Below are 14,097 nucleotides of genomic sequence, written 5' to 3' on the forward strand. Positions count from 1 at the left end.
TTCCCCTGATACCGGAAATAGGATTGTGCATACTGGTTTACATATTTGGATAAATCATGATTTTAATGCTGGTATCCTTCTGCGTCCGGGCCATTTCTACCGCCTCCCGGGTATCTTTTAAATCATACTTGTGGGTAATTACTTTTTCAATATCAATCCCGGGGCGGCTCAGGGCCTGAATCGCTGCCGGATACGTATTGGCGTACCGGAACAATCCGTATACATCCAGTTCGGCATCGATAAGGGTATTGATATCCACCGGCACCTCGGATACCGCCGGCATGCCTACCAGCACAACCCGTCCGCCGCGCTTGACTGTGGATACGGTACTGGCGACTGCCTTGCCGTTGCCAGAGGTCTCTACAACCACATCGATCCCCTGTCCTCCGGTAAGCTCCTCCAGCCGGGCCTGCACATCCTCCGTGAGCGGATTCAGAACTGCAGTAACCCCCATCTCGAGCGCCAGCTGCTGGCGGAACGGCACGATATCCGTGGCATAGATTTCGTTCACACCGTATATCCGGGCAGCCTGCACCGCCAGCAGGCCGATCGGGCCCAGCCCTGTAATCAGCAGGCGGTCAGCCGGACCGACCTTGCCCCGGATCATGGCATGCATGCCTACAGACAACGGCTCCAGAAGCGCACCTTCCTCATAGCTCATGCTGTCCGGAAGCTTGAACAGGAAGTCGCTGCGGACGGTTACATATTCAGCCCAGGCCCCGTCCACCGGCGGGGTGGCCATGAACACCACATCCGGACAAAGATTATATCTGCCAGATTTACAGTGCTCACAGCGTCCGCAGGTCACACCCGGCTCTACCGCTACACGGTCTCCGGCGGCTACATTCGTTACTGCAGCCCCGACGGATACGACCTGCCCCGCCAGCTCATGCCCCAGGATGATCGGCTTCTCCACTACATAACGGCCGATGCGCCCGTGTTCATAATAATGAACATCCGAGCCGCAGATCCCGATACAGTAAACCTTGACCAGCGCCTCATCATCCTCCGGTACAGGAATAGGGACCTGCCTGAGTTCAATATCAAGCGGTTGATTCATTACAGCGGCATTCATCATCTTAGCAGTCATTATGTGTTCTCCTTATCCTTATCAGTGATGTGTCCGGTCTCCCGGTAGGTGAAATAATCGAAGTCGGCATGCAGCCGCCGCCCGCTCAGATCCTGAACACAGATGCCCAGGAAGGCGCCGGTAAAGCCCTGGTCCAGAGCAAAGCCATCCTTCACCCATTCGGCATTCTCATCTGAGATTGTGGCCGCATCCAGCGTACCGCCAACCGGCTGCCACTCCACAGCGTCCTTGGAATAATAGAACTGCAGGCTCTCATGATCAATCACCGCCTTCAGGTGGCAGCGCGTCCAGCCCTGGGTGGAAACCGGAGCGGCCAGCGGCTCATCGTATACTCCCCGGCTGCTCGACATGATGCCGACGGATAACCCGGCCTGCTCATCCCGGCTGAGGAACAAATAGTAATAGTTGTTGGTATTGTAGTAGTAGACCAGTCCCGCCATCTGCTGATAGCTCTCCGGTGCGAATTCCAGCGCTGTCTCCGCTTCGGCCCCGAAGGACTGCTGGCGGCGGGCAATCAGGCTCTGCTTATGCTTGGAATACAGCGATTCCCTGCCGTATACCCGCAGGAAGCCGGGACGCTCGTTCACTGTTGCCCAGTCCTCAGTTACCGGACCGCGCAAAGAGTGCAGGTGGATGCTGAAGGCCCCTCCGGTGAAGTGCTCCGTCTCCGGCTCTTCTTCGAAGATGTGCTCCTCCACCTGCGGGCCTTCCACAAGCACCTCAGGCGCTGAGCCGCCGCCGGCCAGGGCCAGCCAGCCGTCCTCCGTCCACTCACATTTCTGGATGGCTGTCTCTCGCCCCAGAGTGCAGCTGCCGGAAGGACGCAGCGGACGCCCGCATAAGTGGACAATGTACAGGCCGTCTTGCGGGGTCTCCAGCAGGCAGGCATGCCCCGCCTTTTGCAGGGCCAGCTCCGGCTGGTCTCTGGAGGTCAGCAGCGGGCCGGACGGGTCTGCTTCATACGGGCCGAATAATGTCTTCGCACGGGCTACAGTAGCCGCATGGCCAAGCCGGGTTCCGCCTTCAGCGGTGAGCAGATAATAATAGCCGTTCGCCCTGTAAATATGCGGCCCTTCGGTCAAACCAAGGGAGGTTCCGTCAAAGATCTTACGGATGGGTCCGACCAGTTCCTTCCGCTCTTCCGAATATTCCTGAATTACGATACCGCCGAACGGATTACGGCCCTTCCGGTGATCCCAGGTCAGGTTCACGACCCATTTGCTTCCGTCTTCTTCATGAAACAGGGATGGATCGAACCCGCTGCTGTTTAGATAGACCGGCTCCGACCAAGGGCCTCTGATATCCTGCGCAGTGACAACATAGTTATGGGTGTCCTTGAACGGACCCATATGGCTTTTCACATCCGTGTAGACCAGGTAGTAGGTTCCCTCATGATAGCTCAGGCAAGGCGCCCAGACTCCGCCGGAGTCGGGATTCCCGGTCATATCCAGCTGACTGGTGCGGGATAGCGGATGGGTAATGACCTGCCAATGTACCAGGTCCCGCGAATGATGGATCTGGACTCCGGGAAACCATTCGAACGTCGAGGTGGCAATATAATAATCTTCTCCCACACGGATAACCGACGGGTCCGGGTTGAAGCCGGGCAAGATGGGATTGCGGATAAGCGGCACAGTTCATACCTCCTGCTCTATTATTTGACTTTGGCGAGCTCTTCCTTCACATCAGCACTTTCCTGCCCGACGATCGAGCCGACCGAATTGAGGAATTGATCCGCCCGTTTGGCATCCAGCACCTGATCGTAGTAGCCGAAGAAGCCTTCAAGATTCTCACTGATGGACTTGTCATATTCATAAGCCAGCGGCTTCATATTAGCTTCATCGAGACCGGGGTTTTTCATCGGACTGATATTCGCGCCTTCATTGATTTCTTTTCGTTGCGCGGAATCGGTCAGGAACCGGATCGCTGTATATGCAGCCTCCTGATTGGTCTTGGAGGAGATGGCCATCCCCGCCCCAAAGCCGCCATGATAGATATTTACGCTGCCGCTGCCTCCGGCTACAGACGGGAACGGCACAAACCCAACTTTGTCGGCAAAATTATCATCCAGGAAGGAGTCCATAGCCCACTCGCCCTGCAGGTACATCGCTGCCTTCCCGTTCACGAACAATGACTCGGCTGCAGCATAATCCAGACCCAGGAATCCGTTTACAAAACCTTTTTTATCAATCGCCAGCTCCCTCAGCAGTTCGCCCGCTTTAACAAAGCTGTCCTGGGTGAAGTCCGCTTCTCCGCTCTTCGCCTTCTCGAAAGGCTCTGTTCCGCCGACCCGCTGTGCGAGATAAGAGAACCAGTGCAATACCGGCCAGCGGTCTTTACCGGCAATCGTGATCGGTGTGATGTTCTTGGCATTCAGCTGATCCACCACAGCCAGCAGCTCATCATAAGTAGCCGGCGGGGTCAGCCCGTTGTCCGCAAAAATCTCCTTGTTATACCAGAGGCTCACGCCGCTGAACAGTACGGGAATCGCATAGGTTTTGCTGTCATACGTAAAGGTCTCCAGCCCTCCGGGCAGGACATTATTCTTGAAATCCGCGTCGCTGCTTAGCTGCTCCGTAATATCCCCCAGCATACTCGTGGCCACCAGTGTATCAAAGGTTTCGCCGCTCCAGTATGTAATGATATCGGGCACCTGATTCCCGGCAATCGCTACCTTCATCTTGGTCTTCAGGGCTTCATCCTCGAAATATTCGGCAGTAATCTGGATATCCGGGTGAGCGGTATTAAATTCATTGATGGACTTCTCAATAATCTCCCGGTTTCTGGTTTCCATGCTCCACATCGTCAGCTTAGTAACAGATTCCGCCGGTTCTCCGGCTGCCGTATCCACGTTGTTCTTGCCGGAACAGCCGGTTAATGTGAGCATTACTAATACAAGCAGAATTGCTAATTTATTCTTCATGGTGATTCCTCCTTATATTTAATAGAATGAATGTCCTGTGCAATCTAACCTTTCACTGCTCCCGCTACGACTCCCTTATGCACATATTTTTGCAGGAACATGTACATCACTATGATCGGCGTTGTGGTGATGACCAGGGCCGCACTGATCAAGGAATAGCTGGCACTGAAATTCCCCTTGAACATCATCAGCCCGATCGGGAGCGTTTTCAAAGCTTCTTTCGAGACCATCACCAGCGGGAAGACGAAATCATTCATAATACTGAAGAACGATACGATGGTAACGGTCGCCAGAACCGGCTTCGCCAGCGGGAAATAAATCCGGAAAAAGCTCTGGTATATACTGCAGCCGTCCACCACAGCCGCTTCCTCAATCTCTTTGGGCACATCCTTGAAGAAGGCGTGGGACAGAAATACGGCTACCGGCAGATTAAACCCGATGTACGGGAAAAATAAGGACCAGAACGTGTCATAAGCGCCTGCCGCATTCGCCATAATGAAGAGCGGAATCAAAGTGCTGTGCACGGGAATCAGCATCCCCAGGAAAAACATCCCCAGCAGCAGCCCCGAGCCCCTAAACGGGCGGGCAGCAAGATAATAGCCGATCAGTGTAGACACTACAAGCAGACCCAGTACCGAGAACAGCGTAATATACAGACTGTTGAATAAATAACTGCTGATGCCCTGATTCCACGCTTTGGCAAAATTCTCGAAATGCCATTCCGTTGGCAGGCCCCAAGGGTTGGCGAAATACTCCTTATCACTCTTGAAGGCCGAGATTACCATCCAGACGAAGGGATACCCGGTGAAAACCAGATGAATCAGCAGAATCAGATAAAGAACAAGCTTTACTGCCCCCTTGCGGCTGCCGGATTTCTGTCTTAGCTTCAAGCCCAGCTGACGCTGCTTCAAAATAACTCCTGTACCGTCCACCTATATTCTCCTTTCTGCATGTTACTGGAATCTGGCGTTGACCCGGCCCAGCCCTTTGGAAATTATCAGGGCAAGCAGCAGGCCGAATAACATCAGGAAGCTTGAAATGGTACTTCCGTAACCATAGTCCATCAGCTTGAAGGCATTTTTCATCATGTAGCTGGCAATCACTTCGCTGGAATTATTTGGTCCTCCTCCGGTCATAATATAAATGAGGTCAAAGTATTTCAGCGAGTTAATAACGCAGTTCAGGACCGTGAACGTAATGATCGGCCAAATCAGGGGAATCTGAATCCGCAGGATGATCCGCCATTCACTGGCTCCTTCCACCTTAGCCGCCTCCAGCACCTCATCGGAAATATTTTGCAGCGCCGCATAAAAGACCACGATATAAAAGCCGATAAACTGCCAGGCCACCACAGCAATTACTGACCCGAGCGCCGTCGACTGCTCCCCCAGCCAGGCATGCGCCAGCTGCCCGAGACCCAGGTTATCCAGCAGGCTGTTAAGCAGCCCGAAGTTCGGGTCATAGATCTGCCCCCAGAGAATACCCAGCACAGCTGTAGAAAGCATGACCGGTGTAAAGTAAATCGTTTTCATAAAGTTTGAACCCTTAAGCTTGTAAGAAAGGATAATCGCCAGGAACAGGCCTGCGGGCAGCTGGATCATTAATGCTCCCAGTGTCAGAAGCAGGGAATTCTTCAGTGAAATCCAGAGGACCGGGTCCTGCAGCAGGCGCAGGTAGTTCTCAAGCCCAATAAAGATCTTCGCCGAGATGGCATCCCACTGGAAAAAGCTGTAGTACACGCTCATGCTGATCGGGATCAGAATAATGCCTGCAAACACTGCAAGTGCCGGGCCCATAAAAAACACACGGCTGGTCAAGCGGCTGACACCCGTTTCTCTCATCATTTAATCTCCTTTCCTGTCGAATCATGAGATTTTCTGTTCTTGTATCCGTTTTCATTATTATCTTAACAAATGTATTCTTCCTTGTTATGAAACGTTGATTGGCTAAAATAGGACATTATTTGGGTCTCCGTGCGTACCGGGGCAGCTCTAATTCCTCCTGCAAAAGATATCCGGGACAGCGGCGGGCGGATGGTGGTATATTATAGTTCTGCTAAAAATTAAACTAATGTGATAGATTGAGCTGTATGATGCTAGCGGCGCCGGAAGTCTCACCTTTAAGCGGAAAATCATGTACAATGAGCTGCCGCGCAGGTAAATAGACTGAAGAAATACAGTAGAATAGAGCTTGCCGTGTTATCAGTGGAGACTCTGCTCCACAGAGTAATTATATAGAGATAAATGAAGGTGATCTAAAATGAACAAGCTAATATTTCATAATATACCGCTCGGTGCTACCGGCGAGAATATACCACAGGCCAGCGTAGCTTCGGCCCGCACCAGCCTTGAAGCGGTGAAGCCGGGAGATAGTGATGCGGCTTATTTCCGCAGGCTGGAGCAAGGCGGCATTCTGCTTAATCCGCCGCAGATCGCAGCGGTGCGGCATCATCTCGGGCCGCTGCTGACGCTGGCAGGAGCGGGCTCCGGCAAAACCTCGGTGCTGATCTGCAGAACCGGGTATTTGCTGTCTGTTCGCGGCATTGCCCCCAGCCGCCTGCTGCTGTTGACCTTCTCCAGCAAGGCAGCGGCTGAGATGCGCGAGCGGATTGCCCTGCTGCCGGGTGTGGACGAAGGCGATGCGGCACGCCTGCAGGCCCGCACCTTCCACTCATTCTTCCTCTATTTCCTGCGGCGGCAGGGGCTGCGGCAGGATATTTTTCATGAGACCCGCCGCCAGCACATTCTGCTGAAGCAGATTATGCGCGAGCTGGGCCTGCCGAAGGATGCCTATCCGCCGGAGAATCTGCTTACGCTGCTCTCCTCCTGCAAGATGAATATGGGCTTGCCGGAGAATCTGCCGGAGACTACGGAAGCCGAGAAGGAAATGAAGGCTATTCTTGCACGGTACGAGCAGTGGAAGACTGACAATTTCAAGATCGATTTCGATGATGTGCTGCTGATCGCTTACCGTATGCTCCGTGAGCAGCCGGCGCTTCTCCATGAGCTGCAGCAGAAATACCAGTATGTCATGGTGGATGAATTCCAGGATACGAATGCGCTGCAGTATGAGCTGGTCAAAATGATCGCCCACCCGCAGAACAATCTGATGGTCGTCGGTGACGATGACCAGACGATCTATTCCTTCAACGGTGCACGCAGCGAGTTCATTCTCGAATTCGAGAAGCTCTATCCCAGTGCTAAAGTCATCACCCTGACGGTTAATTACCGCTCCGGGCCGGCAATTATCGGCCTCGGGAACGGAATTATCCGCCATAATACACGCCGCCGGACCAAAACCCTGCAGGCCGCCAAAAGCAGCGGCAAACCTCCGCGTTACCTGCGCCCGCAGACCGCCGATGAAGAAGCCGGGCAAATTGTGGAGCACATCGAGCGGGAAATCGCCAGCGGTGCGCGGGAATACCGCGATTACGCACTGCTCTACCGGGCCACGAGCAGCAACCGGGCGATCCTGGAGCTGCTGCTGCTGCGCGATATTCCTTATGTTGACTATGGCGAGGGCCAGCTGCTCTACGAGCATTGGCTGATCTCCCCGGTGCTGGATCATCTGCGCCTGTCCCTGAACCGCCGTAACTTCGCCGCGATGGAGAACATCCTTCCGACCCTGTACATGAGTCGGGAGAAGGGGATGGACCACATCCGCCGTATGGAGGCGGTCCAGGCCAAGCAGGGCCCGCTGATTCATCTCTTATCCATGCCGGGCATGGAGGAGTTCAAGGGCGTGAAGCTGCGCGAGCGGCTGGACCTGATCCGCGGCCTGCGCGAGCTGACTCCGCTGCAGGCGATCCGCCAGATCCGCACGGTCTTCTACGACCACTTCATCGAAGCTAATGAACGGCATCAGGCGACCCTGCACCGGGAGACGCTGAAGGAGATGCTCGATGAGCTGGAGGCCTCGGCGGAGCGGTTCGGCACCATTCCGCTGTTCCTTGAATTCATTGACAACGTCACCGAGCGCAATGAACAGAGCCGTCAGCCTGGCCTCAAGGAGCAAGGCAACCGGGTAGCCCTGATGACGATTCACAAGTCGAAAGGGCTGGAGTTCCCGGTAGTCTTCCTGATCGGAGCTTCCGAGGGCATTCTGCCCCATAGCTCTGCGCTGGAAGACCTCCGGCTCAAGGACCGGAAGCCCGGCAAGGCTTCCGTAACTGTTATTAGCGCTGCGGCCGGACGGGCCGCAGCGGAGGCGGGGATGGCTGCGCTGGAAGAGGAGCGCCGGCTCGCCTATGTGGCCGTGACCCGGGCTAAGGAGGAGCTGTTCATCAGCTCCCCCGCCCGGCACCGGGGCAAGAAGGCGGAGGTCTCGCGCTTCATGCTCTCCGCCTTCCGCAGCGCAGCCGGGCCGCAGGCCTCTACTGCATCTTCACCGGCTGCCGGAAGCAGAAGTGCTGTTACGCGAAGCGGCTACGCTTCGGGTTCAGGTTCCGGCGCAGGCTCAGCTGCAGCGCCGGTAAGAACGCATACCGTTCCGGTATGGAAATGCACCGGCAAGGCCTGCCCGGGCTGGACCCGGGTCAAGGCGGGCGGAGCGGAGGACCACCTGGCCTCCAAGCCCTGCCCGCTCTGCAAATCGCCGATGGAGAAGAGCAGCCGGGAGGTTCCTGTGTAGCAGAGCCGGGGCAAGGGCTAGGAATAGGCCAGGCTTTGGGCAGTGCGAAGATATTCATACGTCAGAAGGACTGAAATTCCGCTATTTGTTCAAATCCGGCGAAATTGCACGCTAACCGGACTCAGAATCCCTTATATGACTGAACCGGCCTTCTTTTGAGCTCAAATGGACAAAATAACGGAAACTCAGTCCGCATCAGCTCATATTCTGAGTTTATTGGACAAATAGAGGCTTCTCAGTCCGCTTCGTTCTGCAGAAGGGCATCACTCACATTAATACAGCCGTTCCCGTAACCAGGACACGCCTACCGGCTCACGGTTCACCTAACAGACGGGAAAACAGGTGGAAAAACGTCACTTAATTCCTGGACGTTAACCGGATAAACGAAATTAGTTGGATAAATGACATCTATTCACTCTAATTTCGACTCCATTTGGCTATGTCCGGTATATTAAGTGTATTATTTCCAACTAACCTCCCGGAATCGTCTAATTCCGGCTGATTAAATGCTCTTTTTCCACTTATTCACAGACAGGGACTGGGGCCGTAACCGAGTACAGCTATAGCAGAGGGGCACGCAGCTATAACCTTGGGCGGGGTATTCCGATAGTTTGGGTTACTCGGGTTACTCGGGTTGCTCGGGTTACACAGTTGCTCCGGTAGTGCGGGTAGTGAGAGTTACGCGTGTACACCGATAGTGTGGGGTGTGCGGGTTCGTGGATCTGCAGGTTTGCGGGTCACGCAGTTACTTCGGTAGTTCGAATTGTGCGGGTACACCAATAGTATGGGTTGCACGGTTAGCAAGGGTTGTATAATTACACCAGGTACGCGGGTTGCACGGGTAGTGGTTACCCTAGCCTGACGAGCTCCCTATACCTGTCGATCTGTACCTGCCGATCCCACAAATAAGCCAGAAGGAGCGCCGCTGTAACAGCGGTGCTCCTTCTTATTGCTCATATAGATTCAGTTGCTTCCGTTAAGCCGCTATGCGGGGCTTAAGTCCAGGCCCACAGAAATCCGTCACGGTCCCAGGCGATTCTGCCGCCGTGCAGCTTGCGGAATGCCTTCTTCACTTCTTTGGACAACGAGGCATTGCCGTTCTCGTTCACGAATACAAACTCTTCGCCGAAATTCGCCTTCACATATTCAATCGCAGCGGTCTGGTACAACGTTCCCGTGAACTTAATTTCCTTAACCATCCACTCCGCTACTTCCTGCGCGGTTACTTCCATATAGGGGGACTGCTCCTTCCTGTTCATCTTGCTCGTGTCTGCTCATACATTCCCCCATTATACCATAGCGCCACTTGAATAGAACGGATTGCAGACCGGAGCCGCTGCAGGTCTTGCACACCGACCTAGCCCGTATTTAACCCGCATGCAACCTTTATTCAGCCTTTATCAGCCCTTATCTAGCCCCTATCCAGCCAGTCTAAGAAATCAAGCCCCTTCCTGCTCCAGATGCAGCAGCTGTGCCGGGTCCAGCAGCAGGGTAACGCGGTCCCCTTCCCGGACCCGCAGCCAGCGCCCGTCGTTCAGCAGATCGACGGTTAAGGCGATCCCCTCGGCCACAACCGTGGCCCGGATGATACTGCCAAGAACAGATACCGCCTGAACCTCTCCGTGCACATCGATCAAGCCGTCGGCATCATCCTGAACCCTCTCACCTGCAGCCAGCAGGGTTACCGATTCCGGGCGGATGGCGAACCGGTCGGCGCGGCTCTCGATTCTGCGGAAGAGCGCCAGCGCCTCTGCCCGGCTCAGCACATTATAGCTGCCCATGAACCGGGCAGCGAACTCCGTGCGCGGCGCTGTGTACAGCTGCTCCGGCGAGCCCTCCTGAACCATCCGTCCCTGGTTCATGATGCAGATCCGGTCACTCATGATCAGCGCCTCCTCCTGATCATGCGTGACGAACAGCGTCGTCATGCCGAGCCGCCGCTGAATATCACGGATTTCCGCGCGCAGATTCTTGCGGATTCGGGCGTCCAGCGCGCTGAGCGGCTCATCCAGCAGCAGCAGCTTGGGCTGGACGGCCAGCGAGCGGGCCAGCGCCACGCGCTGCTGCTGTCCGCCGGATAAGGACTGCGGGTGGACATCCCGCTTGTCCTCCAGGTCCACCATCGCCAGCAGCTCTGCACTGCGGGCGCGCCGCGCTGCAGGAGCTACCCCGCGCATGCGCATGCCGTATTCCACATTCTGACTGACGGTCAGATTGGGAAACAGCGCATACGACTGGAACACCATGCCGACATCCCGGCTGCGCGGCGGCAGCCCGGTCATGTCCCTGCCGGCAAGCACAATGCTGCCGCTGTCCAGCTCTGTAAGCCCGGCGATGCAGCGCAGGAGCGTGCTTTTGCCGCAGCCCGAAGGACCCAGCAATGTAACGAGTTCCCCCTCACTCACGCTCAAATCTACACCATCCAGCACCGGGGCTTGGCCGAAATGCTTGCGGATCCCCTGCAGCTTCAGATAATCATTCATTCTATATCCTCCTCACATAAGCTGAATTCGGCTTCCCCTTACTTGGACAGTCTTCCGATCTTCTGCCCGAGCTTCATCAGCACCGCCGACAGCAGCAGAATAAAGACAAAATAAGAGATTGCAATCGCGCTGGCCAAATGGCCGCTTTCCCCCACCCGCTTGTACAAATAAACCTGAATCGTCTGGATATGGCCCCCGACCAGCATATTGGTCAGCACAAACTCCCCGAACAGCACCGAGAACGACAGCAGTGCAGATACGATGACGCCAGGCCAGATATTCGGCAAAATCACAGTAAGGAAGGCCGTACGTCTTCTGGCTCCCAGCAGCTCAGCGGCATTCAGCAGCTCCACCGCGGATACACTGAGCAGGCTGTTGCGGATACCCTGATACATATATGGAAGGACGACCACAAAGTACGCCCCGATCAGCAAATAAGCAGTGCCGGAAATATTAAAGGGGCCTGAGGAATAAGCGCGGATCAGCCCCACCGCAGCCACCACTCCGGGAACGGCGTAAGGCAGAACAACAATCCCCTTCATGAAGCTCTCCCAGCGCGGATAATATACCGTAATCACAAAAACAGCCGGCAGCATGACAACCAGACTGAGCACAACGCTGATTACACACAAATACAGGGAGGTCCAGAGCGCCTCCAGAAACCGGCTGTCCTGAAACATTCCGCTGAACCATTCCAGCGTCCAGCTCTCCGGAAGCAGGGTATTCTGCCAGTCCCGGGCAAAAGCATACAGCCCTGTCGCTACCAGCGGCAGCAGCAGATAGACCATCAGCAGGAGCATGAAGGAACGCGGGCCTGCCCCCGCTTTAGATGTGTTCATCTTCCTGCCTCCTCCCGGGCTATACGCCAGCGGGTCTTCCCCGCCCCGGCGCCGCTGCGTTCACGCCTTCTTGGCCCCGCAGCGCTGAAGCCTTCCATCCGCCGCACCATCCGCTGATTCAGGAATACGGCCAGCAGTGTGCTTAATGCCAGCAGCACGGCAAGCGTGCTGCCCATCTCCGGCTGGGTTACAACATTGCCCGCCACCAGCGAGCCGATGCGCACAGCCAGCAGGTTATAGTTGCCGCCAACCAGCGCATAGGCGGTGGCGTACGCGCCCATGGCATTGGCAAAGAGAATCCCCAGCGTCCCGAAGATGGCAGGGGAGAGCACCGGCAGGCCGACCGTCTTCCAGAACTGCCACGGGCTTGCCCCCAGCAAGGATGCCGCTTCCCTCCACTGCTCCCGGATGCCATAGAACGCCGGATATAAGAGCAGTAATGCCAGTGGAATCTGGAAGTACACATAGACCAGAATCAGACCGGTCCAGCTGTACAGGTTGAAGCCGTCAAACACATTCCAGCCCCACTGCTTGAACAGCAGGGTGAATACGCCATTATTGCCGAGCAGAATAATGTAGGCGAATGCCAGCGGGACCCCTGCAAAGTTCGAGGTCATATTCGAAAGCATCAGCAGCCGGTCGCGCACCGCCGGGGCAAAACGCGTGATGCAGTACGCGCAGGCCAGTCCCACCCCCAGCCCGATCAGGCTGGAGAGCACCGAGATCAGCAGGCTGTTCTTGATGGCCTGCATGTAGTAGGCGCTGCTGAGCGCATGCACATAGTTGCCCAGCGTGAAGCCTGCTCCGCCAGCGCTGCGGAGGCTGCCGGTGAGCATCGAGAAGATGGGGACCACCTGAAAAGCCAGTACCATCAGCACAAACGGGGCCAGGGCCAGCAGCAGACTGCGTTGTCGTTGTTTCATTCCGGGGCGTTCCCCTCTCTCATAGAATAGCAAGCGGGCGCCCCGGATACAGCAAGGCGCCCATCATTAATTACCTGTACATGCAGTTAGTTCAGGTGTACCAGCACCCGTTCCTGCCACAGCTGCGGAATCGTCTTGGCGGTTTCTTCCCACACTTTATAGTCGCCTACCGGCTTCACGTTGGCGTATTCGTCTTGTGCAAGCAGCTTGGCTGCTACATCGTCCGGCAGCTTAACGCTCTCACGGATCGGACGGGCATACCCTTTAGCCAGATTGATCTGGCCTTCATCACTGAGAATGTACTCGCGTGTCAGCTTGGCGGCGTTCGGATGCGGCGCCCATTTGTTGATGATGGTCGCATATCCGCTCACGACACTGCCTTCCTTCGGAATGGCAACGTCAAAGCTGTCCTTATCGATCTGGTCCTTATAGTTCAAAGCGTTGAAATCCCAGAGCAGGGTAACCTCCACTTCGCCCTTCTCAATGTTCGCCAGTGAAGCCTCAGCGTTAGAGAGGCGGCCCTTCTTTGCCAAATCCTCGAAGAAGGCAAGCCCCGGCTCAATATTGGACTCATCCCCGCCGAAGGCGATCGCTGCCGCAAGCACAGCCATCTGCGCCTGGGCCGCTTTGGTGACATCGCCCACGATGATTTTATAGCTGCCGTTCTTCAGGTCCTCCCAGCTCTTAGGCGGATTAGCCACCAGCTTGGTGTTGGTCAGGAAGGCGATGCTGCCCTGATAGCCGACTACCCAGTGCCCGTCCTTATCCTTGGCCCAGTCGGGGATTTCATCCCAGTAGGAGGTTTTGTAAGGCTGGGTAACGCCGGTGTCGACCGCAACCGGACCGAAAGCGATACCTACATCGCCTATATCTGCTGTAGGTTTATCTTTCTCAGCTTCGAACTTGGCAATTTCCTCCGCGCTCGACATATCTGTATCGGTATGTGTAATGCTGTATTTCCCCGTAATATCACTCCAGGTATCCTTCCAGTTGGCCCAGGAATCCGGCATGCCCACACTGACGACGGAACCTTCTTTGGCAGCTTCAGCTTCAATGTCGCTTAGACTCAGCTCTGCAGTGCTGCCGTTACCTTCATCAGCCTTGGCTTCCGGGTTGGCACATGCGGCCAGCAACAGGACGAGCAAGGACAGCAGCAGACCCATGGACATTAACCGTGCAAATCTCTTTTTCATGATTTCCCTATCACTCC

General features: G+C 55.5%; 11 protein-coding genes. 1 reads left to right on the plus strand and 10 read right to left on the minus strand.

Translation table 11 applies throughout. From position 1 onward, the window contains the following. Nucleotides 1-37: 37 nt before the first annotated feature. The 5 genes from LOS79_RS23280 to LOS79_RS23300 are packed head-to-tail and all read right to left on the minus strand — an operon-like array spanning nucleotide 38 to nucleotide 5,857. Nucleotides 38-1,090, minus strand: a complete 1,053-nt coding sequence (locus LOS79_RS23280) for an NAD(P)-dependent alcohol dehydrogenase (protein ID WP_315412690.1) — start codon at nucleotides 1,088-1,090, stop codon at nucleotides 38-40. Beyond that, nucleotides 1,090-2,724, minus strand: coding sequence for a glycoside hydrolase family 43 protein (locus LOS79_RS23285; protein WP_315412691.1), 1,635 nt, complete (start codon nucleotides 2,722-2,724; stop codon nucleotides 1,090-1,092). Before LOS79_RS23285 ends, LOS79_RS23280 begins: the two co-directional genes overlap by 1 nt. A 20-nt stretch (nucleotides 2,725-2,744) precedes the next feature. Continuing rightward, the gene (locus LOS79_RS23290; protein ID WP_315412692.1) at nucleotides 2,745-4,013 is read right to left on the minus strand and encodes an ABC transporter substrate-binding protein; all 1,269 of its coding nucleotides are present in this window, start codon (nucleotides 4,011-4,013) and stop codon (nucleotides 2,745-2,747) included. Between the two features lie 44 nt (nucleotides 4,014-4,057). Then, complete coding sequence (locus tag LOS79_RS23295) at nucleotides 4,058-4,945, minus strand: carbohydrate ABC transporter permease (RefSeq protein WP_315412694.1); 888 nt, start codon at nucleotides 4,943-4,945, stop codon at nucleotides 4,058-4,060. 21 nt (nucleotides 4,946-4,966) lie between these two features. Beyond that, nucleotides 4,967-5,857 carry a carbohydrate ABC transporter permease gene (locus LOS79_RS23300; protein WP_315412695.1) on the minus strand — a complete coding sequence of 297 codons (891 nt, stop codon included), beginning with the start codon at nucleotides 5,855-5,857 and terminating at the stop codon, nucleotides 4,967-4,969. Between the two features lie 415 nt (nucleotides 5,858-6,272). On the opposite strand from LOS79_RS23300, the gene LOS79_RS23305 reads away from it, so the two are divergent. Continuing rightward, nucleotides 6,273-8,642 carry a UvrD-helicase domain-containing protein gene (locus LOS79_RS23305; protein WP_315412697.1) on the plus strand — a complete coding sequence of 790 codons (2,370 nt, stop codon included), beginning with the start codon at nucleotides 6,273-6,275 and terminating at the stop codon, nucleotides 8,640-8,642. Nucleotides 8,643-9,637: 995 nt separating this feature from the next. On the opposite strand, the gene LOS79_RS23310 is transcribed toward LOS79_RS23305, so the two are convergent. The 5 genes from LOS79_RS23310 to LOS79_RS23330 all read right to left on the minus strand — a co-directional run bounded on the left by LOS79_RS23310 (nucleotide 9,638) and on the right by LOS79_RS23330 (nucleotide 14,080). After that, nucleotides 9,638-9,874, minus strand: coding sequence for a DUF6953 family protein (locus LOS79_RS23310; protein ID WP_036723590.1), 237 nt, complete (start codon nucleotides 9,872-9,874; stop codon nucleotides 9,638-9,640). Between the two features lie 207 nt (nucleotides 9,875-10,081). Further along, nucleotides 10,082-11,125: an ABC transporter ATP-binding protein gene (locus LOS79_RS23315; protein ID WP_315412699.1), complete on the minus strand. Its 1,044-nt coding sequence runs from the start codon at nucleotides 11,123-11,125 to the stop codon at nucleotides 10,082-10,084. Nucleotides 11,126-11,163: 38 nt separating this feature from the next. Next, complete coding sequence (locus tag LOS79_RS23320; RefSeq protein ID WP_315412700.1) at nucleotides 11,164-11,964, minus strand: ABC transporter permease; 801 nt, start codon at nucleotides 11,962-11,964, stop codon at nucleotides 11,164-11,166. Then, nucleotides 11,961-12,887, minus strand: a complete 927-nt coding sequence (locus LOS79_RS23325) for an ABC transporter permease (protein ID WP_315412702.1) — start codon at nucleotides 12,885-12,887, stop codon at nucleotides 11,961-11,963. Before LOS79_RS23325 ends, LOS79_RS23320 begins: the two co-directional genes overlap by 4 nt. Nucleotides 12,888-12,973: 86 nt before the next feature. After that, entirely contained in the window at nucleotides 12,974-14,080 is a 1,107-nt protein-coding gene (locus LOS79_RS23330) for an ABC transporter substrate-binding protein (RefSeq protein ID WP_315412704.1), read from the minus strand. Between the last annotated feature and the right edge of the window lie 17 nt (nucleotides 14,081-14,097).

The organism is Paenibacillus sp. MMS20-IR301 (genome assembly GCF_032302195.1).
GTDB lineage: Bacteria > Bacillota > Bacilli > Paenibacillales > Paenibacillaceae > Paenibacillus_AQ.